Origin of the sequence: Burkholderia theae, assembly GCF_048565265.1 — a bacterium.
In the GTDB taxonomy this organism is placed as follows: domain Bacteria; phylum Pseudomonadota; class Gammaproteobacteria; order Burkholderiales; family Burkholderiaceae; genus Burkholderia; species Burkholderia theae.
In genome coordinates this window covers 946,710-971,648 of record NZ_CP183461.1, presented here as the reverse complement: position 1 = coordinate 971,648, position 24,939 = coordinate 946,710, and the positions used below count along the sequence as shown (strand labels likewise).

The 24,939-nt window shown below is 64.1% G+C and carries 22 protein-coding genes; 1 reads left to right on the top strand and 21 read right to left on the bottom strand.

Annotated elements, in window-relative coordinates:
- Window positions 1-50: 50 nt before the first annotated feature.
- From ACN22W_RS04495 to rfbB, 14 genes are all read right to left on the bottom strand, one after another.
- On the bottom strand, window positions 51-1,925 hold the full coding sequence (locus ACN22W_RS04495; RefSeq protein WP_129513887.1) for a polysaccharide biosynthesis protein: 1,875 nt from the start codon (window positions 1,923-1,925) through the stop codon (window positions 51-53).
- A 12-nt stretch (window positions 1,926-1,937) separates the two neighbouring features.
- Window positions 1,938-2,954, bottom strand: a complete 1,017-nt coding sequence (locus ACN22W_RS04490) for an MraY family glycosyltransferase (protein ID WP_419686484.1) — start codon at window positions 2,952-2,954, stop codon at window positions 1,938-1,940.
- 5 nt (window positions 2,955-2,959) lie between these two features.
- The gene (locus tag ACN22W_RS04485) at window positions 2,960-3,925 is read right to left on the bottom strand and encodes a UDP-glucose 4-epimerase family protein (protein WP_419686482.1); all 966 of its coding nucleotides are present in this window, start codon (window positions 3,923-3,925) and stop codon (window positions 2,960-2,962) included.
- A complete protein-coding gene (locus ACN22W_RS04480; protein WP_419686480.1) occupies window positions 3,922-4,767 on the bottom strand; it encodes a glycosyltransferase family 2 protein in 846 nt (281 codons plus the stop codon). Before ACN22W_RS04480 ends, ACN22W_RS04485 begins: the two co-directional genes overlap by 4 nt.
- 338 nt (window positions 4,768-5,105) lie before the next feature.
- Window positions 5,106-5,870 (bottom strand): hypothetical protein, encoded by a 765-nt coding sequence (locus tag ACN22W_RS04475; RefSeq protein ID WP_419686478.1) that lies wholly within the window; start codon window positions 5,868-5,870, stop codon window positions 5,106-5,108.
- A 79-nt stretch (window positions 5,871-5,949) separates the two neighbouring features.
- The gene (locus ACN22W_RS04470) at window positions 5,950-9,171 is read right to left on the bottom strand and encodes a glycosyltransferase (RefSeq protein WP_419686476.1); all 3,222 of its coding nucleotides are present in this window, start codon (window positions 9,169-9,171) and stop codon (window positions 5,950-5,952) included.
- Entirely contained in the window at window positions 9,168-10,565 is a 1,398-nt protein-coding gene (locus tag ACN22W_RS04465) for an ABC transporter ATP-binding protein (protein WP_419686475.1), read from the bottom strand. The genes ACN22W_RS04470 and ACN22W_RS04465 overlap by 4 nt, the downstream gene beginning before the upstream one ends.
- Window positions 10,543-11,391, bottom strand: coding sequence for an ABC transporter permease (locus ACN22W_RS04460; protein WP_129513881.1), 849 nt, complete (start codon window positions 11,389-11,391; stop codon window positions 10,543-10,545). The genes ACN22W_RS04465 and ACN22W_RS04460 overlap by 23 nt, the downstream gene beginning before the upstream one ends.
- A 24-nt stretch (window positions 11,392-11,415) precedes the next feature.
- Window positions 11,416-12,642, bottom strand: coding sequence for a glycosyltransferase (locus ACN22W_RS04455; RefSeq protein WP_419686473.1), 1,227 nt, complete (start codon window positions 12,640-12,642; stop codon window positions 11,416-11,418).
- A 2-nt stretch (window positions 12,643-12,644) separates the two neighbouring features.
- Window positions 12,645-13,799 (bottom strand): non-hydrolyzing UDP-N-acetylglucosamine 2-epimerase, encoded by a 1,155-nt coding sequence (gene wecB / locus ACN22W_RS04450; protein WP_419686472.1) that lies wholly within the window; start codon window positions 13,797-13,799, stop codon window positions 12,645-12,647.
- A 163-nt stretch (window positions 13,800-13,962) separates the two neighbouring features.
- A complete protein-coding gene (gene rfbD, locus ACN22W_RS04445) occupies window positions 13,963-14,862 on the bottom strand; it encodes a dTDP-4-dehydrorhamnose reductase (RefSeq protein ID WP_419686471.1) in 900 nt (299 codons plus the stop codon).
- On the bottom strand, window positions 14,855-15,406 hold the full coding sequence (gene rfbC / locus ACN22W_RS04440; protein ID WP_419686470.1) for a dTDP-4-dehydrorhamnose 3,5-epimerase: 552 nt from the start codon (window positions 15,404-15,406) through the stop codon (window positions 14,855-14,857). The genes rfbD and rfbC overlap by 8 nt, the downstream gene beginning before the upstream one ends.
- On the bottom strand, window positions 15,391-16,284 hold the full coding sequence (gene rfbA / locus ACN22W_RS04435; protein ID WP_129513876.1) for a glucose-1-phosphate thymidylyltransferase RfbA: 894 nt from the start codon (window positions 16,282-16,284) through the stop codon (window positions 15,391-15,393). The genes rfbC and rfbA overlap by 16 nt, the downstream gene beginning before the upstream one ends.
- Window positions 16,285-16,295: 11 nt before the next feature.
- Window positions 16,296-17,357, bottom strand: coding sequence for a dTDP-glucose 4,6-dehydratase (gene rfbB / locus ACN22W_RS04430; RefSeq protein ID WP_129513875.1), 1,062 nt, complete (start codon window positions 17,355-17,357; stop codon window positions 16,296-16,298).
- 343 nt (window positions 17,358-17,700) lie between these two features.
- Here rfbB and ACN22W_RS04425 point away from each other — a divergent pair, with 343 nt between their 5' ends.
- On the top strand, window positions 17,701-18,540 hold the full coding sequence (locus ACN22W_RS04425; protein ID WP_419686468.1) for a symmetrical bis(5'-nucleosyl)-tetraphosphatase: 840 nt from the start codon (window positions 17,701-17,703) through the stop codon (window positions 18,538-18,540).
- A gap of 32 nt (window positions 18,541-18,572) precedes the next feature.
- Here the strand turns inward: ACN22W_RS04425 and ACN22W_RS04420 are convergent, their stop codons facing one another.
- The 7 genes from ACN22W_RS04420 to ACN22W_RS04390 all read right to left on the bottom strand — a co-directional run bounded on the left by ACN22W_RS04420 (window position 18,573) and on the right by ACN22W_RS04390 (window position 24,907).
- A complete protein-coding gene (locus tag ACN22W_RS04420) occupies window positions 18,573-19,430 on the bottom strand; it encodes a lysophospholipid acyltransferase family protein (protein WP_129513873.1) in 858 nt (285 codons plus the stop codon).
- 19 nt (window positions 19,431-19,449) lie between these two features.
- Window positions 19,450-20,739, bottom strand: coding sequence for a dihydroorotase (locus tag ACN22W_RS04415; protein ID WP_419686466.1), 1,290 nt, complete (start codon window positions 20,737-20,739; stop codon window positions 19,450-19,452).
- Window positions 20,740-20,790: 51 nt separating this feature from the next.
- On the bottom strand, window positions 20,791-21,822 hold the full coding sequence (locus ACN22W_RS04410) for an aspartate carbamoyltransferase catalytic subunit (protein WP_027807413.1): 1,032 nt from the start codon (window positions 21,820-21,822) through the stop codon (window positions 20,791-20,793).
- 74 nt (window positions 21,823-21,896) lie between these two features.
- Window positions 21,897-22,412 (bottom strand): bifunctional pyr operon transcriptional regulator/uracil phosphoribosyltransferase PyrR, encoded by a 516-nt coding sequence (gene pyrR / locus ACN22W_RS04405; RefSeq protein ID WP_048251530.1) that lies wholly within the window; start codon window positions 22,410-22,412, stop codon window positions 21,897-21,899.
- Window positions 22,399-22,848 carry a Holliday junction resolvase RuvX gene (gene ruvX, locus ACN22W_RS04400; protein WP_048251531.1) on the bottom strand — a complete coding sequence of 150 codons (450 nt, stop codon included), beginning with the start codon at window positions 22,846-22,848 and terminating at the stop codon, window positions 22,399-22,401. The genes pyrR and ruvX overlap by 14 nt, the downstream gene beginning before the upstream one ends.
- Window positions 22,845-23,423, bottom strand: coding sequence for a YqgE/AlgH family protein (locus ACN22W_RS04395; protein ID WP_011351143.1), 579 nt, complete (start codon window positions 23,421-23,423; stop codon window positions 22,845-22,847). The genes ruvX and ACN22W_RS04395 overlap by 4 nt, the downstream gene beginning before the upstream one ends.
- Before the next feature lie 182 nt (window positions 23,424-23,605).
- Entirely contained in the window at window positions 23,606-24,907 is a 1,302-nt protein-coding gene (locus ACN22W_RS04390; RefSeq protein WP_419686463.1) for a hypothetical protein, read from the bottom strand.
- Window positions 24,908-24,939: the final 32 nt, after the last annotated feature.

Below are 24,939 nucleotides of genomic sequence, written 5' to 3'. Positions count from 1 at the left end.
GGCGCATTTCTTTTGGGCAGCTCGACCGCCGTACGGCGGCCGCAGGGCCGTCAGTGGTTCGACGCGACCCGCACGCTCTTCAGCGCCGGAACCGCAGCCGTCTGATACTCGGGCACCCAGCGCCGCAGGTCGCGGCGCACTTCGTCGTCGGGCAGCACGCGATGCTGCATCAGCCACGGCAGCAGCTCGTCGAGGAAATTGTCCGGCACTTCCCGTGCGCGCGCGATCCGCAGTTTCGGGTGCGGCGTGCGCGTCGTCGCCTCGTCGTCCGCCAGCAGCTCCTCGTAGAGCTTCTCGCCCGGCCGCAGCCCGGTAAACTCGATGTGAATCTGGTCCTCCGAGAAACCGTACAGGCGGATCAGGTCGCACGCGAGATCGACGATCTTCACCGGTTCACCCATGTCGAGAATGAAGATCTCGCCGCCGTGCCCCATGCTCGACGCCTGCAGCACGAGCTGCGACGCTTCCGGGATCGTCATGAAGAAACGCGTGATCTCCGGGTGCGTGACCGTCACCGGGCCGCCCTTCGCGATCTGCTGCTGGAACTTCGGGATCACGCTGCCCGCGCTGCCGAGCACGTTGCCGAAACGCACGGTCTCGAACTGCGTGCGCCCGCTCGTCTGCTGCAACGCCTGGCAGGCCATTTCGGCAAGGCGCTTGCTCGCGCCCATCACGTTGGTCGGGTTGACGGCCTTGTCGGTCGAAATCAGCACGAAGTGACGCACGTCGTGGCGGATCGCCGCGCGCGCCACGCGATACGTGCCGAGCACGTTGTTGCGCAGCGCCTGCCATGCGTTGTGCTCCTCCATCAGCGGCACGTGCTTGTAGGCGGCCGCATGGAACACGATGTGCGGCGCATGGCGCGACATCACCTGGTCGAGCAGCAGAGAATCCTTCGCGTCGCCGATGATCGGCAGGACCGGCAGGTCGGGGAAGCGCTCGCGCAACTCCTCGGTCAGCCGGTACATCGCGTATTCGGACAGATCGAACGCAACCAGTTGCGCCGGCGCGAAGCGCAGGATCTGCCGGCACAGCTCGGAGCCGATCGAGCCGCCCGCGCCCGTCACCATCACGACACGGCCACGCAGCAGCGCCTCGACGTGCGGCGTGTCGATCGTCACGGCATCGCGGCCGAGCAGATCCTCGAGATCGATGTTCCGCACCTGCGACAGGAAGCCCTGCCCCGGCATCAGCGCGGTCAGCGAAGGCAATACCATCGCCTTCACGCCGGCCCGCACGCACAGCGTCGCGACGCGGCGCTGCGTTTCGACCGACGCCGACGGAATCGCGATGATCGCGTATTCGACCTTCATCGCATCGGTCCAGTGCTTCAGGTCGTTGAACGAGCCCAGCACCTTGTAGCCGTAGATTTCGCGGCCCTGCTTCGTGACGTCGTCGTCGAGCAGGCCGACGAGACGCCATTCGCCGGAGCGGGACAGCTCACGCGCGAGGCTCGCGCCAGCCGTGCCGGCGCCGAGCACCAGCACCGGCTTGCCCTTCCCGACGAGCCCGCCGTACAGGTAATACTCCTTCGTCGCGCGATACAGCGCGCGGGCGCCGCCCATCACCAGGAACAGCATCAGCGGCGACACGAGCAGCACCGAGCGCGGAATGATCGGCTCCGGCTGCAACATCACGGCGCCGATCATCACGATCACGCCGCCGCCGCCAACCGCCTTCGCGATGCGCATCAGGTCGGGCAGGCTCGCGAACACCCACAGCCCGCGATACAGGCCGAACCCGTGGAACATCAGCGTGTAGACGGGCAGCACCCAGGTCAACGCCATCAGCGCGCCGCTCAGGAAATCATGCGGAACGCTGCCATTGAAACGAACGAGATAAGCGAACAACCAGGCGGCAACAACCGCTGTCAGGTCGAACAGGAATGCACTTAGCGACAGCCACGATGCTTTGGATCGCAACATTGGCGGGAAACCTCAAGAGTTGTTTTCGGCGGCCGACTGAAACCGGCGCCAACGCATGTCGATCAACCATCCGAACCATGCCAGGACGCCGTACCACACGAACAACGACAGCCATTGCTGCAGTTCGGGGCGGCCCCGTGCCCACACGGCGACAATTATGCCCGCGAGCATGATGAGGTACCAATAGAGAGCGGTCCGACCGTGACCTACACCCGATCGAACCATCCTTTGATAATAATGCTCGCGGTGCGCTTGCCAGAACTTTTCACCGCGTAACAGGCGTCTCGCAAGTGTTACAGATGCGTCGGCAATAAAGGGCGCAAACACCATCACGGGAAACCAGATCGGCCACACGTCCGTACGCCAGCCCCAGTAGCCCAGCGCGCCGGCCAGGAATCCGAGCGGAATCGAGCCGGCATCGCCGAGGAACAGCCGGGCCGGATGGAAATTGAGCAGAAGAAAGCCCAGCGCCGCGCCGGCGACTGCCGCGCCCGCCACGGCGAGATCGGGCGATGCGTGCGCGCCGCCGAGCGCCGCGACCGCGTATCCGCCGAAACCGAACAGCGCCATGCCCCCCGCGAGGCCGTCGGCGCCATCCATGAAGTTGTACAGGTTCGTCAGCCAGACCATCGCGAAGCCCACGCCCGCGAGCAGCCACCACGGTGCGTCGGCCGGGAAGACGACGATCAGCGCGACGACTGCCGCGAGGTGCGCCGAGAACCGCACGCGGGCCGGCAGCCCGCGCCGGTCGTCGATCTGGGACATCGCGGCCAGCCCCGCGGCGGCGATGGCGATCAACCAGAGTCGCGGCGTCAGCGCCAGAAGCGCGACGACGCACACGGGCACGATGCCCCATCCGCCGACGCGCGGCGTCGGCAGCGTATGGAGCGAACGATCGTTCGGAATGTCGGTGGCGAGGCGCCAGGCCAGCCCGGTGGCGAGTAGCGCGCGGAGAATCGCCGTCGAGGCGAGTGCGGCGGCCAAGGCCACCGCGGCCGTGGTGAGCCAGGTGGGGTTCTCGAGAAACATAGGGCTTATTTTCGTGTATCGCGCGAACGATACCATGCGGCAGTCGCTTCGAGACCCTGGCGGGTCGTATAGGGCGGGCGCCAGTCGAGCACGCGCCGGATCCGGCCGCTATCGAGCTGCAAGCTGCCCGTCAGGCGGTCGACTGCTGCACGACGGCCGGTCAGTTGCCCGAGCACGCGCAGCAGCGCCGGAGGCACCGCGATCAGCCGCGCCGGCTTGCCGAGTGCGTCGCCGACGAGGCGCAGCAGGCCCGCGACCGACGGCGCATCGTCGTCGGCGACATGGAAACACTCGCCGGCCGCACGCGGGTCGATTGCGCAACGCAACAGCGCGTCAGCGAGGTTTTCGACATAGACGATGCTGCGGCGCGCGGAAACGGAGCCGAGCGGCAACGGCATCCCGCGCGCGACCGCGTCCATCATGCGCAGGAAGTTGGCGCGGACGGCCGGACCATAGACGAGCGGCGGACGCACGACCACGACGTCGAGCCCTGCCGACGTCCCGAACTGCGCGAGTTGCCGCTCCGCACGCAGCTTGGAACGGCCGTATGCATCCTGCGGATCGGGTTCGGACGCTTCGGACAGCGGCACGCCGCCGTCACCCTCGCCGACCGCCTTGATACTGCTCGCGAACACGAAACGGCGCACGCCGTGGTTGCGCGCCGCCTCGGCGAGGCGCAGCGTGCCGGCGACGTTGGTCGCGTCGAAAGCGGCGTCGGGATCGGGCGACTCATCGCGCATCACGTGCACGCGAGCGGCGAGATGAATCACGCAATCGGCTGCCAGATCGGTCGGCCACCCTTCATCCAGGCCATCGAAATCGGCGGTGCCGTGCACCCATTCACGCACGCCGTCGATGCATCCGCCCGGACGCCGCACCAGCGCGGTGACGGTGTGTCCGGCCTCCAGCGCGCGGCGGCAGAGCGCACGGCCGACGAAGCCATTGGCCCCCGTGACGAGGAGATGACTCACCGCCACCTCCAGCCAAACCGGTTGTAGAACTTGAAGGCCGATGCACCGAACATCCTGATGTGCGCGAAGCCCTTGCGGGACGCACCGCCGCCGTGATGGACGACACGCACGGCCGGCACGTAGGCAACGCGCGCGGCTTCGTGCGCGCGCAGGCTCAGGTCGTAGTCCTCGAAGTACAGGAAATAGCGTGGGTCGAAACCACCCAGCTTCTTCAGAACATCGGTGCGGAACAACATGAAACACCCGCTGACGATAGGTGGATCCCAGACGATGTCGCGGTCATTGATGACATCGCGCATTTCGTAACGGGCAAGACGCCCCGCAAACCATTGGCGGATCCGCGCCGGCAGGAAGCCGCGGACGAACAGATCGAGCAGCGCCGGATAGCGGCGGCACAGATACTGGGCGCCGCCCTGCTCATCGCCGATTCGCGGCGTCAGCAAGCCAGCGTCCGGATGCGCATCGAGAAAATCGCTCGCGGCGACCAACGCATCGGGTTCGAGGTCGATATCCGGGTTCAAGATCAAATGGACACGACTCGCCGTCCGCTCGATTGCGAGATTATGTCCGCGGCCATAACCCACGTTGCCATGACCCGTCAGCACGTGGCACGAGACCCTGTCGGACTTGAGCATGCCCGCGATGGCACCAGGGTCCCCCAACTCGCCGTTGTCGACCAGAAACAGTTCGACCGCCACGCCGGGTCGAGCAACACGTAACCGTTCGCACGCCGCGTCCAGGCTGCTCAGCGTCTGCGTCAGCATCGCGCGATCGGGGCGATAGACGACGATCGATACCGACAGGCTGCCGAGGGGTTCAGGGGATTCTGCGGTGACGTTCATTCGTGATCCAACAGCGCGTTTCCTTGGTGGTGCGCATTCTTGTAGGGTTTGTCGAAATGCGCAACAACAAACTTACTCATCCTTGCGCAATCGAACAGAAAATCTTCCCTATTCTCGCAAAAATGCGCACCAATTTCACTGCCGGCAATTGCTTTCCTGTAAGAGTCGCGCCCCAATATCATTCGCAAGACTGAATGATGGGCCTTGCGACTACAGGGTGGTACCGCCCGATCCGGGAGATCCGTGGGCAGGAAGGGAGACATCTCTTGGGCAAAAAACCGGGTGACCGGGTAGCCACCGGGTGCACCTCGTCTACCGGCAAGTCGCTCGTCGCGACGTCACCGCGTGCCGACGAATAGCTCGTGTGCGTCGCGGTAAAGCAGCAAATCCAGGGCATTGCATTCGACGAGTTCTCGATAAAGCAGAGGACCGAGCTCCCGCTCGGTATCCTGGAGACGCGCCTCGAGCGTGGATGTGCTATCGGCGGACACGTTCAGCGTCCGGTAATTCACGTCGATTTCACCGAAATACGGCCGCAGATGGTCCTGAAGGCGTTGCAGCGATGCATCGAATGCTTCCACGAGGCCGAAGAACGGCAGCGACTTCAGGCGCAAAAGCGCGCCTTGATAGTCGCTTGGCGTGGCGCGCGACTCGACGATTTCCCTGAGTCCGGCAGCCAATATAAGCACCTGAAAATTCCGGCACACCGCGTTCGCTTCGCGACTGACCACCCATTCTGCAAACGCCGACATGCTGGAATTGCGAGCTGCCCTGGACGTCGCCGTCGGCGATGCCAGTTCCTGCTGCCTCTCGAAACGATAGACCGAGCCGAAACGATCGATCGGGTGACGCAGAAACAAAATCGGCAAAAACGTGATGTCCGGATGCTCAGGCAACGGCAAGCGCGCCTGATGGCTGGAGATGACACGCAAATTGGGGTTGGCAAGTGCGTAATCGAGCAGCGCAGCCGGGCTTACCTCGGACCACGGATATTCACCCTCGATGGTTCCGCGCTCGTGTTCCGGGAAATTACGTGCGAGAACATCATCGACCGTCGTCCCGGCATTCTTGTACAAATGGTAATGCACAATTACGAAGCGCACTTTTCCCAACTCCTTCCATTGCCCGCTCAACCAGCAATACGCCCCTTCATCAACCACGAATGAAGGGGCACCGCGGCAATCACGCCTTCTTATCGGAGGTATTCGTTATCCGATACTGGTGAGGCGTCCACTTGCCCCACTTCGCTTCGTATATTGCACGATTTTTCTCGAATAGCGCGCGCTTCCGCTCTGCCCCAAGTTTGTCAAAGGAAGCCGAGAGGTGATGATGGACGAATACGTCTTCGGCACACGCAACGATCAACCCGGCCTCCTGAACCCGCCGGCAATAATCGTCATCCTCAAAGAAGCCAAGCCCGTAATCTTCGCTGATCGGCCCGCAACGCTCATACGTGCTGCGCGGCAGCATCGCACAGAAAAATGCGGCGGTCTTGAACTCGAACCACGCGCCGAGATTGCGCTCGGTGATCTGTTCGGCCTCGACGTGCATGTCAGTCAGCGTCGAATATCGCGTCTCGACGCGAGCCTCGTTGCCGATATTGTTGGTCAGGGGACCCACCAGGCCGATCTCCGGCGAATCTCGCAAGTGATTGACCATGCGCCACGCCCAGCCACGCGTCACCACCGTGTCGTTGTTCAGAATGACGAGATAGTCGCCGCTCGCTGCCGCGAGCCCCTGGTTATTGCCCCCGGCGAAGCCGAGATTCTCGCTGTTCAAGAGCAGCTTGACGTTCGAGCGAGATGCGGCCCACGACGACAGGAACTCCTGCGAACCATCGCTTGACGCATTGTCGACGACGACGATTTCCAGATCGACGTCGTCGCTGTGCTTCTCCAGGCTATCGAGACAATTTTTCGTCAATCCGAGATTGTTGTAGGTCAGCACGATCGCGCTGACGCGCGGGCGTGGCAGTGCCTGAATGGCATCCCGGAAATCGTGCACGCGGTGGGCCCAGGTCTGACTGGCGGCAAAGCTCTTGCGACGGTCGACCGTATCGGCACTGTCGGGCAGCGCCGACAGCGTCTGACGCACTTCCTCGACAAAGCCTTCATGCGTGTCGGCCACCTTGACCAGATCGAGAAACTGGGCCATTTCCGGCAAGTCGACCGAGACCACCGGACGGCCTGCCGCCAGATACTCGTAGACCTTGACCGGGTTGGTCGCAAGCGTCAGCGGTATGACCTTGAAAGGCATGATGCAAACATCGAACGCATACAGGTAATACGGCAATCGCGCATACGGAACCTCGCCCGTCATCTCCACATTGGAGAATTCCCGCAGTCGGGCACCGACATTTGCCGTATCGGAACCAACGAGAAGCACCAGTGCGTCCGGGAAAGCCTGGGCGACGCGCGCAACCAGGTCGGCATCGAACCACTCGGCGATAGCGCCATAATAGCCAATGATCTTTCGACCGCGCGGATCGGTGAAGCGCTCTTCGGGTGCGTCGCAAAAATGCGAGTATTGACCGGCATTTCGGACCACCGCGACGTTGCGATTGTATTTGTGGGCGTGTTCCTCGAGCCATCCCGACGTCGCGACCAGCAAGTCGGCACGCTTCATGGTGCGCTCTTCAAGGTCCAGCAATTCCTGCGGTACGTTGCCAAACCCTTCGTGATGATCCATGCAGTCGTAGGACAGGCATTGCGACTGCATGCGCTTGGCAATCTCGAACCAGTAGGCATGCTGAACGAGCGTCAGGCAGCGGTCCGTACCGCTCCAGTCACGGAATTGCATCATCCCGTTCATGATCTGCGCGATGGCGCGATCCGTCGGGGCAGCGAAATAAATCGCCGGTGCTCCCTCCACCTTGAGCTTGACCTGATAGAGCGGCAGGCTTTCATCCAGTCGCTCAACGGTAAAGCCGGGCTCTTTCGAATCTTCGAAATGGTTCGTGAAATAATAAACACGATGCCCGGCTCGCGCGAATTCGCGTGCGAGATGCTGGGGCCGCTGAATTCTGAAATGCCAATCGATGATGCCGAACACGAAAACGTCCGGCAACAACCGTTGTTCCCGCGGCCCACGCAGCGGCAACGGCTTGCTCGCGGAAACCACCGGTGCGGACACTGACGCCGCGCGCTTCATATGCCTCGGAATATAGGCGAGCGAGCGAGTCGCCACGTTGGACAAACCGCCGTGCGCGTACGCGTATTTGACATCCTGCTGGCGACGCCGCAGCCAGCCGGGAACGCGGCGAAATGCTCGCAGCGGCGCCGTCAGGCGCCAGCTCCGCGAGCCGAGCAGCGTATCGACTTCTTCCATGAGCGTGCGTTCGCGGTACTCAAGGAAATGGACGCGCTCCGCATGCCGGCGTGACGTGCTTTCCACCTCTGCGACGTGGGACTTCTGACTTTCCAGATCGGAGCGCGCCTGCGTCAGCTCCTGCTGCAGGGCAGCCATCTGTTCAGAAGCAGCGCGCGCAGTCGCCAGCTGATCCCGCAACTTCGCGACTTCGTTCGAAGTCTCGACAATAGCCTGGGCGGAATCAAGAGAATCGAGGCGCTCGGAATTCTGCTGCACCGCCCCTTCGATGTCGGCGATATGGGCCTTTTGACTTTCCAGATCGGATCGCGCCTGCGCCAATTCCTGCTTGAGGGCAGTCGCCCCTTCTGCACCCACCGTGTCCGCGGTTGCCAGCTGATCCTGAGGCTTCACGTTTGAAGCGTCGGCACCAACGTGTGCGACATCCACCAGCATGATGGATTGAGCAGCAAGTTGCGGGGGACGTGCGTAAATCAGGAGTACCTGATACCCACGCCAATAGGTCGGCTCCATTACCGAGGTGTTGATAACGGCATGATGCGCCAGGACCCAGTCGCCATGGGGGACAAGCGGAATATTGACGGTATCGAACGTCACATCGTGCTCGGGATGCCGTTCGAACTCGCGGTACGGAAGCAGCAACACGACGAACTTGGATGCATAGTTCGCGATCTTGTCGAACACGCTCCACGGACTCTCGAAATGCTCGAGCGTGTTCGACGAGAACAGCACGTCGAACTTCGGCCGGTCCGGCAGCTCAAGAAAATTCTCGTGCGAGAACTTGACGTTGCCGTATTGCTGCCGGGCCCGTTCGATTGCCGGCCCCGAGAAATCGACGCCCGTCACGTCCCACGACAACATCTGCTCGAGGGCCGCGGTGCCGTCACCCTGAGCGCAGCCCCAGTCGCAGACGCTCAACTTGCTGCGGCGCACCTCGTGCACGAGCCATTGCGGCATCGCCTCGATCGCCACGCGCGCGAAGAAGCGGCTTTGCTCCCGCCCGCCCGCGTCTTCCCAATTGGTCTCGAATCGATGATCCCAATAGGGATTGCTGTTGATCTTATCTTGATCGTTCATGCGATAGTTCTCGTTGCTGATCGCGCACTGCCGTTCACTGATTCGATGCTTTGCTCGACATCCGGCAGGAACACGCCGTACAGTTTTTCCTGGACGAGTGACTTGAAATAATGGGCGCCTTCGATGTACTCGTAGTACTGCGGCATGGCACCAGCCCGATCCTCCAGCGCGACGGTAAGCAGATAATCGCCTTCGTTGAGTCGGTTCTTCATCTTGAATCGTACGACCGCGGTCTCGTCGGCCTGCCGGAAGTCGATCTTTGCCTGATCCCAGGTCGTCGATACGATCAAGTCCGTTCCGCGCAGATCCTTCAGCGAGCAGGCTACGCTAAGCGTCGTCCGGTCGGCATTCGCGGGGGGGCGGACCTTGACCCGCACTTCGATGTCCTCGAGCGCCGCGATCGTCGAGATTCGCTCGCCCGCGGCGTTGTAGATGCCCGCCTCCAGAATCGAACCAACATGGCTACCCCAGTGGTTGATCGGACGATGCTTCGCCATGAGTTCAACCGCATCGTCGACACCGTGCTCGGCAGCATCCGTCTGCTCGCCGTCATCGGTCGAATCGGTCTGCGTCGAGCCGGCATTCGCGTCTTCGTTGCTCGGCTCGTCCGCGAACAGGAACTGGCTGTACTGTGCCGTCACGGAGAAGGCGTCGCCCATCATGCGCACACGCCCTTTGTCGAGCCACAGCGCGCGCTCGCAAAGCGAGCGCACGGCACCAACGTCATGGGACACGAACAGGATCGTCACGCCCCTGCCCTGCATTTGCTTGATCCGATTCAGGCACTTCGCCTGAAATCGCGAGTCGCCCACCGCAAGCGCTTCGTCGACGATCAGGATCTGCGGATCGACGTGAATCGCGACGGCAAAGGCCAGGCGCACATACATGCCGCTCGAGTAGGTCTTGACCGGTTGATCGATGAAATCGCCGATCTCCGCGAATACCTCGATCTGCTCGAAGCGCGCGTCAATCTCCTCGCGCGAGAGCCCCATCACCGCGCCGTTCATGTAGACGTTCTCGCGGCCCGTGAAGTCGACGTTGAAGCCGGCGCCCAGTTCGAGCAACGCGGCGACCCGCCCATTCACCTCGACGCGGCCCGCTGTCCCGCGCAATGTGCCGCACAGAATCTGCAGAAGCGTCGACTTGCCGGAGCCGTTGCGGCCGACGATCGCACAGGTCTCCCCGCGCCGGATCGTCAGATCGACATCGGAAAGCGCCCAGAACTCGCTGAACCCCTGCGTCCGTTTTGGCGCGATCACATGCTTCAACCGCTCCAGAGGCGTGTGATAAACGGCAAAGCGCTTGGACAATCCTTCGATGCGGATCGCCACATCGTCGGCCGATGCGCTCACCGCGCCTTCGATGTTCGAATCAGAGTACATCCGCAAACCCATCCCTTGCTCGTTGGAACCACGCCAGCGACAGCCAGGCGAAAGCCACGCTCGCCACCGTATATACCGCCAGCATCCCGAAGTCGGGCAGCACCCCATCGATCATGACGCCACGCGCCTGTTGAATGACGAAGGTCAGCGGATTGATTCGCAGCAGGGCCTGGAACGGTTTCGGCAACGACTCGATTGCATAGAACACCGGCGACAAAAACATCACGACCGAGGTCAGTACGCCAACGACCTGACCGATATCGCGGATGTACACGCCAAGGGAACTCAGGATCCAGCTCAACCCGATCAGCATGAAGACCAGCGGCACCATGATCAACGGCACGAAAATGAGCGTCCAATGGATCACGCCGTAAACGAATGCCGAAAAGATAATCCACACAAGAAAGCTGATGCTCATGTGAAACAGCGCGGTCCCGACAATCATCCAGGGCAGCAACTCCAACGGAAACGCCACTTTCTTGACGTAATTCACGTGGCTGGCGATCAGCATTGGAGAGCGGTTGAAGCACTCGGCAAAGAGGTTGAAGAAAATCAGGCCGGAAAACAGCACCACGGAAAACTCGAGGCTGTTGGAGGTGCCAGCCCAGCGCGAGCGCAAGAACACGCCAAACACCACCGTATAGACCGACAGCATCAGCAGCGGATTGAGAAACGCCCAGATCGTGCCGAACATCGAGCCACGATAGCGCCCCGCGATATCGCGCAGCACAAGTTGTCGCAGCAACTGGCGGTGGGTGAATACATCGAGCAGCACCCTGCTCAGCGCCGCTCGGTGCTTGAATTCCGCGCCGTCCCTGATAAGACTGGTTTGGCTCATAAATTTCCGTAACTAAAAGAGTTTCTAGGACCGAGGCGGCACGGAGGCGACGGCATGCGCGCTTCCAGGAAGACCCGCGGACGAGCCGTCGGTCACGCGTGAACGCGCCACGATCGGTTCGAAGCGCCTTGTCCAGGCGACCGCCCCCCGAAACGACTCGATCGTCTCGCTATCGGGCACCGCACTGGTTTGCACGTCTGCCCACAAGTTGCGCCAATCGGCTCCTCGCGTGACATGCGCCACGCCATCGCCGTCACCACGAAGCCGCATTTCGCCAAACTCGGTCGACCAAATCGGTACGCCCATGCTCCGATATTCGTAGAACTTGATCGGATCGACCCCTTCGGTCAGATCATTGACCTTGAAAGGAATCAGGCCCACCGCAAATTCGCGCACAAGACCGGCAATCTCGGCTTGCGGCCGCTCACCGAGAAATTCGATGTTGGACGGCAGGTCTGCCGGGCGTTCGACAAACTCCGGCCCAACCAATCTGACGGTTACGTCGGGCAACGCAATCGCAAGCGATCGCACCAATGGCCAGTCGAACCATTCGGCAATCGAGCCGACATAGCCGATGTATCGGCGCATATCGGCACGCGACGGCGCGGGAAGATGGTCAGTCGAATAGCCGTTGAGCACGACCCGCGCATCGCTCCTGATCTCTCCAATTTCCGCGGCGAGCTGCGACGACGAGCAATAAACATCCGTCACCCGGCGGCATACGGCACGTAGACGCGCCATCATCGATATTTTGGACAAGCCCCGATAAAACGCGGGAAAGTTGTCCAGAACGTCGACGAATGAGGAGTCATGCCGCACATGGTCCAGCGCCCATTCGGCCAGCTTGCTGGGCCGACCGATGGCCAACACGCAATGCCGGGCGTCTCGTGCGTATGCCGATAGTTGAGCGCGAATCGGTCGCCACGCGACGAACCCGTTGATCAGACCGCTCAGCGGAAGGGGTTCGATGGGCAGGGCCGCAGGCCTCAAGACCGTTATCCGCGCATGGCGAGGGCTTGCCGCCGCCCCTGTATTGCCACGACTCGCGATCCGCTTCAAATCTCCAAGGGACGGAAAACGCGTGGGGTACGGATCGATCCAGAGCACCGAGTCGAACCCGCTGTCCGCGAACGCCTCCACCATGAAGTGGGGACGCTGCGCATAGCTGGCATAGGGCACCGACGAAAAATAGATCAGACGGCAATCGCGCGGCTGATCGCCGCCGCCATCCATCCCTTTGTCTTCAATCATGCTCACTGATCGTTCGATGCAAACCCCGAAAACTCTTCGACGTTCAACTCGACTCCACACAATGTGTGTTCAAGCAACGCAACGATCCGGCGTGACGCCAGACCATCACCATAGGGCGACGCACCGCGCGCCATTTCGCTGTATGCGGCCGGATCCGTCAGCAGGCGCTGTGCCTTGGAGACGATGGATGACGCCTCGGTCCCGACGAGCGCTGCCACACCGAACGAGACAGCCTCCGGACGTTCCGTCTCGTCGCGCAGCACCAGGACGGGTTTGCCGAGCGCAGGAGCCTCCTCCTGAACGCCGCCCGAGTCACTCAGGACGATATGAGCGGCTTCCATCGCCGCAATGAACGACAGGTAATCCAGCGGTGCACAAAGCTCGACTCTCGGATGGCCGCCGAGCATCTCGCGCACAATGGCCGACACATTCGGATTGGGATGCACGGGGAACAAGACGTCGAGCGTCTCGTCGCGCTCCAGCAGTTCCAGAATCGCGCCGCAAACACGCTTGAGCGGCTCGCCGAAATTCTCGCGCCGATGGGTCGTGACCAACATCAGCTTCCGTCCCGCCGCCACTTGCCTCGGCACCTTCGCCGCGTGTTCGCGGGCTTCGAACAACGCGTCGATCACGGTATTGCCGGTCACGAACACGGTATCGGCCGGGACATGCTCCTTCAACAGATTCTGCGCCGCCGACAGAGTCGGCGCGAAATGCCAGCGCGCAAGACGCCCCGTGACCACACGATTCATTTCCTCGGGAAACGGATTGCGCATGTCGTTGGTGCGCAGGCCTGCCTCGACATGCCCAACCGGAACGTTGTTATAGAACGACACCAGTGACGCCGCAAGTACGCTGGTCGTATCGCCCTGAACCAGCATTGCGCGCGGCGCAATCTCCCGCACCACCTCATCAAGCGACGTAATCAGACGAGACGTGAGGCTGGCGAGCGACTGGTTCGGGCGCATCAGGTCCAGATCGTAATCCGACTTGATGTCGAATATCTCAAGAACCTGGTCGAGCATTTCCCGATGTTGAGCCGTCGCAATGACAACGGGTTCAAGATGCGAAGAGTGGCGGAGAGCGTGCACCAGCGGCGCCATCTTGATCGCTTCGGGCCGGGTACCGACCACTACTGCAACTCTGTTTACGTTCATCGAAAAATTGAATAAGTAATTGGGGTCACGATGGCGTGTAGGCCATTGGCGAGCGCTATTCTATCGCACCAGCCAAACGTAAGTCCCTGTAAAAAAAGAAAATCCTCTGGCAAAACAGCGTACGCCCCTCGTTCAAATTCAACGAAGTGCGGCATCACCGTTGCTACGCGGCAAGACAAAGGCGCAACGCCTCGTCCCAAGTCGGAAGGTGCAATCCGAACGCCTCACTCACCTTCCGCGTCGACAATCGCGAGTTGCCAGGACGGGCGGCAGGAACCGGGTAATCGCTTGCGGGAATCGGGATGACCGCGGGCCCCGCGCCATTCTTCGCGATGCTGAATATCGCTTGGGCGAAACCGCACCACGACGTTTCTCCGCCAGAGGCGAGGTGGTAGATGCCCGAGCGGCTGCGCCACCAATCGTCGTCGCGAGAGGCCAGCCCTTGCGCAACGATATGCGCGGTACTGGCGGCGATGGTATTGGCCCAGGTAGGCGCGCCAACCTGGTCGGCAACAACTCGCAACTCCGATCGCTCCTCGGCCAGCTTCAACATCGTCAACAGGAAATTCTTCCCGCGGCGACCGTAAACCCAGCTCGTCCGGAGAATGAGATGCGCGCATCCTGTCGCAGCAATCGCCTGCTCCCCTTCAAGCTTCGTGAGCCCGTACACGTTCTGCGGATTGGTCGGATCCGTCTCGGCATACGCACCGTCTTTCGTGCCATCGAACACGTAGTCGGTCGAATAGTGAATCAGCGTGGCTCCGCTACGTGCCGCCTCTTCCGCGAACACACGCGGTACATCGGCATTCATGCGACGCGCGGCGTCGATGTCGGTTTCAGCCTTGTCCACCGCTGTATAGGCGGCCGGGTTCACGATGATGGTCGGCTTCAGTTCACGCACGACACTGCGCACGCGTTCGAGATCGGAAAGGTCGAGCATCGAGCGATCACACGCAACCACGCGCCCCAGCCCCTGTAGCGAACGAAGCAGTTCGTAACCGACCTGACCGTTCACGCCAGTTACAAGAATCGTCGGTTCAGTACCCACATCCACCTCACGCATAGACTTCGGCTTCGCTCAGACGCTTGCCCGCGGCATCCTTCGCCGCCAGTAACGGTTCGAAGTCGATCGGCCACTCGATCCCGATCTCGGGATCGTTCCACACGATGCTGCGCTCGTGCTCCGGGAACCAGTAGTCGGTCGTCTTGTAAAGAAACTGCGCGGCCTCCGACAGCACGACGAAACCGTGCGCGAAGCCGGGCGGCACCCACAACTGCCGATGGTTGTCGTTCGACAGGACGACCCCCACCCACTTGCCGAAGTTCGGCGAACCCTTGCGAATGTCGACGGCGACGTCGAACACTTCACCCTCGACCACGCGAACGAGCTTGCCCTGCGCATGCTGGACCTGATAGTGCAGCCCGCGCAGCACACCCTTCGACGAGCGCGAATGGTTGTCCTGCACGAATTCGACGCCGGGTTCGACCTGGTCGGCGAATTCCTTCCCGTTGAAGCTTTCGTAGAAGAACCCGCGTGCATCGCCGAACACTTTCGGCTCGATGATCTTGACTTCGGGCAGCGCCGTCGCCGTTACTTGGATGGCCATGCGACTTGATCCGTAAGAATGTTCTTGAGGTACTGACCGTACGCGTTCTTCGCGAGCGGCTGCGCGAGCTTCAGCACCTGCTCCGCATCGATCCAGTTGCGGCGATACGCTATTTCCTCCGGGCACGCGACCACGAGCCCCTGCCGCTTCTGCAGCGTCGCGATGAAGCTGGCCGCCTCGATCAGCGAATCGTGCGTACCGGTATCGAGCCACGCGTAACCGCGCCCCATGATCTCGACGTTGAGCGCGCCACTGGCGAGATAACGCGAGTTGACGTCGGTGATTTCCAGTTCGCCGCGCGGCGACGGCTTGATGTCGGCCGCGATGTCGCAGACGCGGTTGTCGTAGAAGTACAGGCCCGTCACCGCGTAGTTCGAACGCGGTTTCGCCGGCTTCTCCTCGATCGACAGCGCGCGGAACGACTTGTCGAACTCGACGACGCCATAACGCTCCGGGTCGTGCACGTGATACGCGAACACGGTCGCGCCGGTTTCCTGCGCATGCGCGCGATCGAGCTGCTTCGCCAGGTCGTGACCGTAGAAGATGTTGTCGCCGAGGATCAGTGCCGACGGATCGTTGCCGACGAACGCCTTGCCGATGATGAAGGCCTGCGCGAGGCCATCGGGCGACGGCTGCACCGCGTACTGGATGTTCATCCCCCACTGGCTGCCGTCGCCGAGCATCGCTTCGAAGCGCGGCGTGTCCTGCGGCGTCGAGATGATCAACACGTCGCGAATGCCCGAGATCATCAGCGTCGACAGCGGGTAGTAGATCATCGGCTTGTCGTACACCGGCAGCAGCTGCTTCGATACGACGTGCGTGATCGGGTACAGCCGCGTGCCGGAACCGCCGGCGAGAATGATGCCTTTGCGTGCCATCGCTTCTCTCCTCAATCGCGTTTCGCGTAGTTCGTCTCGACCCACTTGCGGTACTCGCCCGATGCGACTTCGTCGGCCCAGACCTGATTGTCGAGATACCAGTCGACCGTCTTCGCCAGGCCGGTCTCGAACGTTTCAGCAGGCTTCCAACCGAGCTCGCGCTCGAGCTTGCGTGCATCGATCGCATAACGACGATCGTGGCCGGGGCGATCCGTCACATAGGTGATCTGGTCGCGGTACGAGCCGGCCGCCTTCGGGCGGGCCTTGTCGAGCAAGTCGCACAGCGTATGCACGACTTCGAGGTTCTTCTTCTCGTTCCAGCCGCCGACGTTGTAGGTCTCGCCGGGCACGCCGCGTGCGAGGACTTCGCGGATCGCGCTGCAGTGATCGCCGACGTACAGCCAGTCGCGCACGTTCTGGCCATCGCCATAAACCGGCAGCGGCTTGCCCGCAAGCGCATTCGCAATCATCAGCGGAATCAGCTTCTCGGGGAACTGGTACGGACCGTAGTTGTTCGAACAATTCGTCGTCAGCGTCGGCAGGCCATACGTGTGATGGTACGCGCGCACCAGATGGTCGGAGCCTGCCTTCGTCGCGGAATACGGGCTGTTCGGCGCGTACGGCGTCGTTTCGGAGAATTGCGGATCGGTCGCGGACAACGAACCGAACACCTCGTCGGTCGACACGTGCAGGAAACGGAACGCCGCTTTGTCGGTGTCGCTCAGGCCGTTCCAGTATTGACGGGTTGCCTCGAGCAGCGTGAAGGTGCCGACGACGTTGGTCTGCACGAAATCCGCAGGGCCGTGGATCGAGCGATCGACGTGGCTTTCCGCAGCAAAATGCAATACTGCGCGCGGCTTGTGCTCGGCGAGCAGCGCATCGAGAGCGTCACGGTCGCAGATATCGACGCGTGCAAACACGTGCTTCGGGTTCCCGTCCAGCGACTGCAGCGTGCGCAGGTTCCCTGCATACGTCAGCTTGTCGACGTTGAGCACGGCTTCGTCGGATTCGCGCAGCCAGTCGAGTACAAAATTGGCACCGATAAAACCCGCGCCGCCCGTAACCAGGATCATGAGGCTCCCTCTAGTAATGCGCGGCGGTCGCCGTCAGGCGAGCGCCGCATCAGATTCGCAAGTGCCAGCAACTTGTGACCATTGCGTCAGACCGGGAATTTTAACCGGTCGGCATGGCCTCCAAAGTCATCAAATGCTAATTTTCTTGGGAGAAACGACAATTATAGGTAGCGCCTTCCTGCAAATGCCACGCCGCTAACAACTTGATACAGCGCTCCGAACCCTTGCAGAAAATGAAAATTCGCGTCAATTCACTGCACTATTGCGGAACGAAAATTGCACAATGCATGATTGAATGGATTATTTTTCCCGTGCCACCGAAACTTGCCATGCCCGTCGCTCCATGAACCGCACCCCCATCGCCATCGGCGACATCCAGGGCTGTCATTCCGCTTTCCAGGCGCTCACCGACAAGCTTTCAGCCCCCGCCGACACACCACTGTGGATCGCCGGCGACGTCGTCAACCGCGGGTCCGGCTCCCTCGCCGCGCTGCGTGCGCTCGTGGACCTCGGCCCGCGCGCGACCGTCGTGCTCGGCAATCACGACCTCCACCTGCTCGCGGTCTCCGCCGGCCTGCGCACCGAACGGCCGGGCGACACCATCGGCGAGATCCTCGACGCCCCCGACGCCGACGCGCTGCTCGACTGGGTCCGCCACCGCCCGTTCGTGCACGTCGAGAACGGGATGCTGCTCGTGCATGCGGGCGTGCTGCCGCAATGGGACGCGACGCTCGCGCTCGAACTCGCCGACGAACTCCAGCGCGCGCTGCGCGCGCCCGACTGGCGCGATACGCTGCAGAAGCTGTACGGCAACGAGCCGAACCAGTGGCGCGCGGACCTGAAGAAACGCGACCGGATGCGCGTCGCGTTCAACGCATTCACGCGCCTGCGCTTCTGCACGCCCGCCGGCGAGATGGAATTCAAGGCGAACGGCGGCCCCGCCAGCGCGCCGCCCGGCTACCTGCCGTGGTTCGACGTACCGGGGCGCCGCACGAAGGACGTGACGGTCGTGTTCGGGCACTGGGCCGCGCTCGGCCTGATGCTGCGCGACAACGTCGTCGCGCTCGATTCGGGATGCGTGTGGGGGAACCAGCTGTCGGCCGTGCGGCTGACGGCCGATCCGGCGCAGCGCACGGTCACGCAGGTGCAATGCGAAGCGTGCGGCGCGCCGGGCGGCGAGTAATGACGCGCTGATTCGTCCGGCCGGAAAGCGCGTCAGCCCTCGCGCCCCGGCACGGGCTGGTCGGCCGCCCCGTCGCCCGCCGCACCGGCGCCGAGTTCGGTCGCCGGATACGCATGCCTGGCCAGCTCCGCGAGCGACTCGGCCGTCGGCTTGCCGACGTTCGCCTGCAGCGTCGCCAACGCGGCCGCGATCGCTTCACGCGCCGCCGCGGACGTCGTGCGCCGATCACCGCCCGGCGCGATCGGTTCGCACACGTACAGGTGCGCGACGAGCGGGCCGCCGCGCAACACCATGTCGAGCGACTTGCCGAGCGACAGCTCGCCCGTGTACGCCGGCGCGACCGACTGCCGCCGCTGCGCGTCCTCGTACATCAGGCAGATCGGCTGCACCGCGCAGCCGGCGGATACCGCGGCCTGGAACAGGTTCGCATGGAACGGCAGCAGTTCCTGTCCGTCGGTCGTCGTCCCCTCTGGAAACACGCACATCAGCCCGCCGTTGCGCAGGCGCTCGGCCATCTCGTGCATGATCCGCATCGCCTCGGTGCGCTTCTCGCGCTGCAGGAACACGGTGTCGAGCTTCTCGGCGAGCCAGCCGACGACCGGCCACTGCCGCACCTCGGCCTTCGACACGAACGGCGTCGGCCGCCACGCGTTGATCGCGTAGATGTCGAGCCACGACACGTGATTGCCGACCACGAGCGCGCTCGCGTCGAGCCGCGCACCGTCGTTATGGACGACGACGCGCATCCCGCAGATCCGCAGCATCTTGAGCGACCAGCGGCGCGTCATCTCGGCGCGGCGCGCGGGCGTGACGTGCGAAAAACGCAGCGCGACGATCGCCATGCCGCGCAACAGGTGAAAGACGAGACGCAGCTTGCGAAGGGCGGTCATGGCGAGGGTCCGGCGTGGGTCAGTGGCGCTCGAACGCGACCTGCCCGGCGACGAGCGTCGTGCGCACGCAGGCAGGCAGTTCGTAACCGAGGAACGGCGAGTTGTGGCCCTGGCTCTTCAGCGCACGCGGCTCGACGCGCCAGTGCGCGCGCGGGTCGAACACGCACAGGTCGGCCGCGCCGCCTTCGACCAGGCGGCCGGCCGGCAGCTTCAGCACGTCGGCCGGCGCGGACGTGATGCGGCGCAGCGCCTGCGCGAGCGGCGTGCGCGTTTCTTCCGCCCACTTCAGCGTCAGCGACAGCAGCAGCTCGAGCCCCGTCGCGCCCGGTGTCGCTTCGCCGAACGGCAGCAGCTTCTCGTCGTCGTCGACAGGCGTATGGTCGGAGCAGATCGCGTCGATCGTGCCATCGGCAAGCGCCACGCGGATCGCTTCGCGGTCGCGCTCGCTGCGCAGCGGCGGGTCGAGCCGGAACTGCGAATCGAAGTAGCCGATGTCGACGTCGATCAGGTGCAGATGGTTCACGCCGACGTCGCAGGTGACGGGCAGCCCTTCGGCCTTCGCCTCACGCACGAGCGCGAGGCCGGCCGCCGACGACAGCCGCGCGAGGTGCACGCGCGCGCCGGTCACGCGCATCAGTTCGAAGATCGTGTGCAGCGCGATCGTCTCGGCCGCGACCGGCACGCCGGACAGCCCGAGCCGCGACGCAAGCGCACCGCTCGCGGCGACGCCGCCGCGGCCGATGAACGCGTCGAGCGGGCGCAGCCACGTGGTGTAGTCATAGGTGCTCGCGTACTGCAGCGCGCGCAGCAGCACCTGCGTGTCGCGCACCGGCACGTTGGCATGCGTGAAACCGACGCAGCCGGACTCGGTCAGCGCGACCATCTCGGTGATCACCTCACCCTTGAGACCGACCGTCAGCGCGCCGAGCGGATGCACGTTCGCCTGGTGCAGGTTGCGCGCGCGGTACTTGAGCATCTCGACGAGGCCCGGCTCGTCGAGCACGGGATCGGTATCCGGCGGGCACACGAGGGTCGTGACGCCGCCCGCGACGGCCGCGGCCATCTCGGACGCGAGCGTCGCCTTGTGCTCGTAGCCGGGCTCGCGCAGCCGCGCGCACAGGTCGACGAGGCCGGGCGCGACGATCAGGCCCGATGCGTCGATGGTCTTCGCGGCGTTGAAATCGGCCGGCGCCGCCGTGCCGGCCTCGGCGATCGCGGCGATCTTGCCCGCCGCGACGAATACGTCGGCCTGCCGCTCGGTGCCGGCGACCGGGTCGATCAGCGTGCCGCCTTTGATATGAATCTTCATGCGCTGTCTGTGAATGCGTTGATTGCGTGAAAAGGATGCGCGAAAGCGGGCTCAGTCGTTGTTGCCGGCGACGATGCCCATCACCGCCATCCGCACGGCGATGCCGAACGTGACCTGGTTGAGGATCACCGATTGCGGACCGTCAGCGACCTGCGAATCGATCTCGACGCCGCGGTTCATCGGGCCCGGGTGCATCACGATCGCATCGGGTGCGGCGAGCGCGAGGCGCTCGGGCGTCAGGCCCCAGGTCTTGAAGTATTCCTGCGCGGACGGCAGCAGCGCGCCGCTCATCCGCTCGTTCTGCAGGCGCAGCATGATGATCACGTCGACGCCCTTCAACCCTTCGTCGAGGTTGTGGAACACCTTCACGCCCATCTGCTCGAGACCGCCCGGCAGCAGCGTGCGCGGTCCGATCGCGCGCACTTCCGGCACGCCGAGCGTGGTGAGTGCATGGATGTCGGAGCGCGCGACGCGCGAATGAAGGATGTCGCCGACGATCGCCACGCGCAGCTTCGTGAAGTCGCGCTTGTAGTGACGGATCGTGTACATGTCGAGCAGGCCCTGCGTCGGGTGCGCATGACGGCCGTCGCCCGCGTTGATCACGTGCACGTGCGGCGCGCAGTGCTCGGCGATCAGGTACGGCGCGCCGCTCGACGCGTGGCGCACGACGAACAGGTCGGCGTGCATCGCCGACAGGTTGTTGATCGTGTCGAGCAGCGATTCGCCCTTGCTCGTCGACGACGCATTGATGTTCAGGTTCAGCACGTCGGCCGACAGGCGCGTCGCGGCGATCTCGAAGGTCGTGCGCGTGCGCGTGGAATTCTCGAAGAACAGGTTGAAGACGGACTTGCCGCGCAGCAGCGGCACCTTCTTCACTTCACGGTCCGTCACGCTGACGAACTGCTCGGCCGTATCGAGGATGTGATTGACGATCGAGCGCGGCAGGCCCTCGATCGACAGCAGATGCTTCAGCTCGCCGTTTTTCGTGAGCTGCGGGTTGCCTTTCAGGAAACCGTAGCGGAATCGGTCGGGGCTCGCGGCCGCGGCGGGATTGCCGGTGCGGCCAGTGGTGTCGGTGGTCATGGTGTGCGTGATTCCAACTATGCAAACGGGCCGCGGTGCGAACCAGCGGCCCGGGATACGGTTTCGCGTGCCGTTCAGGCGCCGTGCGCCTCGACGCGCAGCGTGAACTGCGCGGCATCGTCGCGCGCGAGCACGAGCGTCGCGCCGGCCGGCACGTCGAGCGCGCCGCCCGCGAAACGCGCGGCGACCGGCAGTTCGCGGCCGCCGCGATCGGCGAGCACCGCGAGCTCGACCGCGGCCGGACGGCCATAGTCGAACAGCTCGTTGAGCGCCGCGCGCACGGTACGCCCGGTGTACAGCACGTCGTCGACGAGCACGATGCGCGCGCCGTCGATCTCGAACGGCAGCGACGTCGGGCTGGCCTGGCTGTGCAGGCCCTTCTTCGCGTAGTCGTCGCGATGCAGCGCGACGTTCACGACGCCGAACGCCGGTGCGCCGAGATCGCGCGCGAGGCGTTCGGCGAGCCACGCGCCGCCGCTGTAAATGCCGGCGAGGCGCGGGCCGCCCGGTTCGGCGAAAGCCGTACCGTACGCGGCGCGGATCTGGTCGAGCAGGACGCGGTAAAGCGCCTCGGCATCAATGGTGCTCATGGTCGGACAATTGATCGAGATACTGTTGAAGGATGACGCGGGCGGCCTCGGCATCGAGCATCTCGGCCCGTGCGCGGCCGCGCACGTTGCGCTCGCGCAGCCCGGCCTCGGCCTCGACCGACGAATAGCGTTCGTCGACCCATGTGACGGGCAGCCCGAAGCGGCCGTTCAGCTGGTTGCCGAAACGCTTCGCCTGCTGCGTCATGTCGTGCGGCGTGCCGTCCGGATGCATCGGCAGGCCGACGACGAGCGCGTCCGGCCGCCATTCGGCCAGCAGGTCGCCGACCGCCTTGAAGCGGTGTTCGCGGTTCAGGTTCTGGATCACGAGAAGCGCGCGGGCCGAGCGCGTCAGCGCATTGCCGATCGCGACGCCGATACGCTTTTCGCCGTAGTCGAACGCCATGAGCGTCGCATCGCGCGCGCTCGCGCCACTCATGCGTGCCCTGCTTCGCCGGACAGCATCGACGAGCTGACGCCGAGCAGGCCGAGTGCGGCTTCGAAGCGCTCTTCGGCCGGCGTGTCGAACACGATGCGCGGATCGGCGGCGACCGTCAGCCAGCCGTTGCGGGAAATTTCTTCCTCGAGCTGCCCTGCGCCCCAGCCCGCATGGCCGAGCGTCAGCAGGAAGCGCTTCGGGCCGGTGCCCGTCGCGACCGCCTCGAGCACGTCCTTCGACGTCGTCATCTCCAGCCCGCCTTCGACGGACATCGACGAGTTGTAGCTCGCGCCCTCCACCGGCTCGTGCAGCACGAAACCGCGCTCGGTCTGGACCGGGCCGCCGAAGTACACGGGAATGTGCAGCAACGGCTCGATGTCGAGCTTCAGGTCGATGCGGTTGAACAGCGATTCGAGGTCGATGTCGGTGGGACGATTGATGACGAGGCCGAGCGCACCGCGCTCGCTGTGATCGCAAAGATAGACCACCGTTCCCGAAAACGTCGGATCCGCCATGTTCGGCATGGCGATCAGGAACTGGTTGGTGAGATTGATGCGATCGGAAGGCTTTGACATGGTTTGAATTTTAGCAAAGACGCCGCGACCTGACCGGGCCGCGATCAACAAGCAACGCCGCGCCACGCTGGCAACGGCGCGCGCGGATCACACGGCACTCTAACACGCGCGCGGGCGCTGTCGGCAGCGTGTTGCAGGCCCGCGCGGCAAGGGCCGCCGCCATGTGTCCGTCCCCTTGTTCGTCAGGTCCGGCCGAGCGCCGCGCCAAGCGCCGCGGACGCCGCGGTGAGGTCGGGCGGCGCGACGCCGGCCGCGATCTTCAGCAGCGCCGCGCGCAACATGTCGGACGCGTGGCGGTGTGCATCGAGACCGCCGTCGGCGAGCGGCACGCCGTGCGCCGCACGGCGCCACGCGAGCCCGAGCGTATCGGCCAGCAGCGCCGCGTGGCCGAGCCCGAGCGCGCACGCGGCCGTGCCGACCCGATAGGCGGCGCCGGACGCGTGCCACGCGGCACCCGCGTCGGCGGCGGCCGGATCGACCGCGAGATCGGCCATCGACGCATCGGCCGTCTGCAGGAAATCCTCATAGGCATGCGCATTGACGGTCACGACGCCAAGCGTGCGGGTCGGCGCGGCGACCACCGCATCGTGCTCGGCCCGCGCGGCATCGGCCTCCCACAGCGCTTCGGACGCGGGCGTGCCGGCGACGTGCCAGTCGACCGTCAGCCCGTAGTCGTGCAGCACGTCGACGAGCGCGACATCCTCGGCCGCGGCGCCGAACAGCGCGAAATCGCGCCACAACAGCGCAACCGCCTCGCACACGATTTCGGGCGGCGCACTGCGCCGACCCTGCGCATGCTCGCCGAGCAGCAGGTTCGTTCGCGCGAGAAAACGCTTCAGCTCGGGCGCGCCGCTTGCGCGCAGCGCACGCAGGCACGCGGTCGCGAGCCGCCAGAAATCGTACGGCCCGTCGTCGGTGAGCGCCGCCAGCATCGCGTCGAGTTCGTCGAGCGCCGCATCGGGCGCGCCGTGCTGTGCCCGCAGCACGCCGAGCAGCGCCTGCTCGTAGCGGGCGCGTATCCGGGTCGCGAACGCATCGGGCAGCGCGCGCAGCGTGGCTGGCGGCACCGCGCGGCCGACGAGCGCGAGCGCGTCGAGCGGCACGCTCGCGCGCAGGTCGGCGGCGCTTTGCGCACGCAACGCACGGAAATGCTCGAAGAGAACGGGCGAGCAGGCGAGCTCGCGCAGGTTGTGGCGCCCGACGGCCGCGCGGAAATCGCGCAACGCGGCACGCCAGCCGGCCGAAGTCGGCTCGGTGGCGACGAGCGCCGCGGCGGCCGACAGTTGCCCCGCGAAACGCGCGGCCGGCAGCCAGCCGGCTTCCGCCAGCACGGCCGCGGCAGCGGACAGCGGCGCGGTTGCGTCGTCGCGACGCTCGAATGCGTCGGCGGCCGCCGCAAGCCACGCGTCGGCCGCGCGCACCGCCCCACCACGCGGGTTGGGCAGTGCGTCAGGTTGGGGAACGTTCGCCGGATCGGCCGTCATGGACACGCGCGCCTGTCATCGTCGAGTCGCTC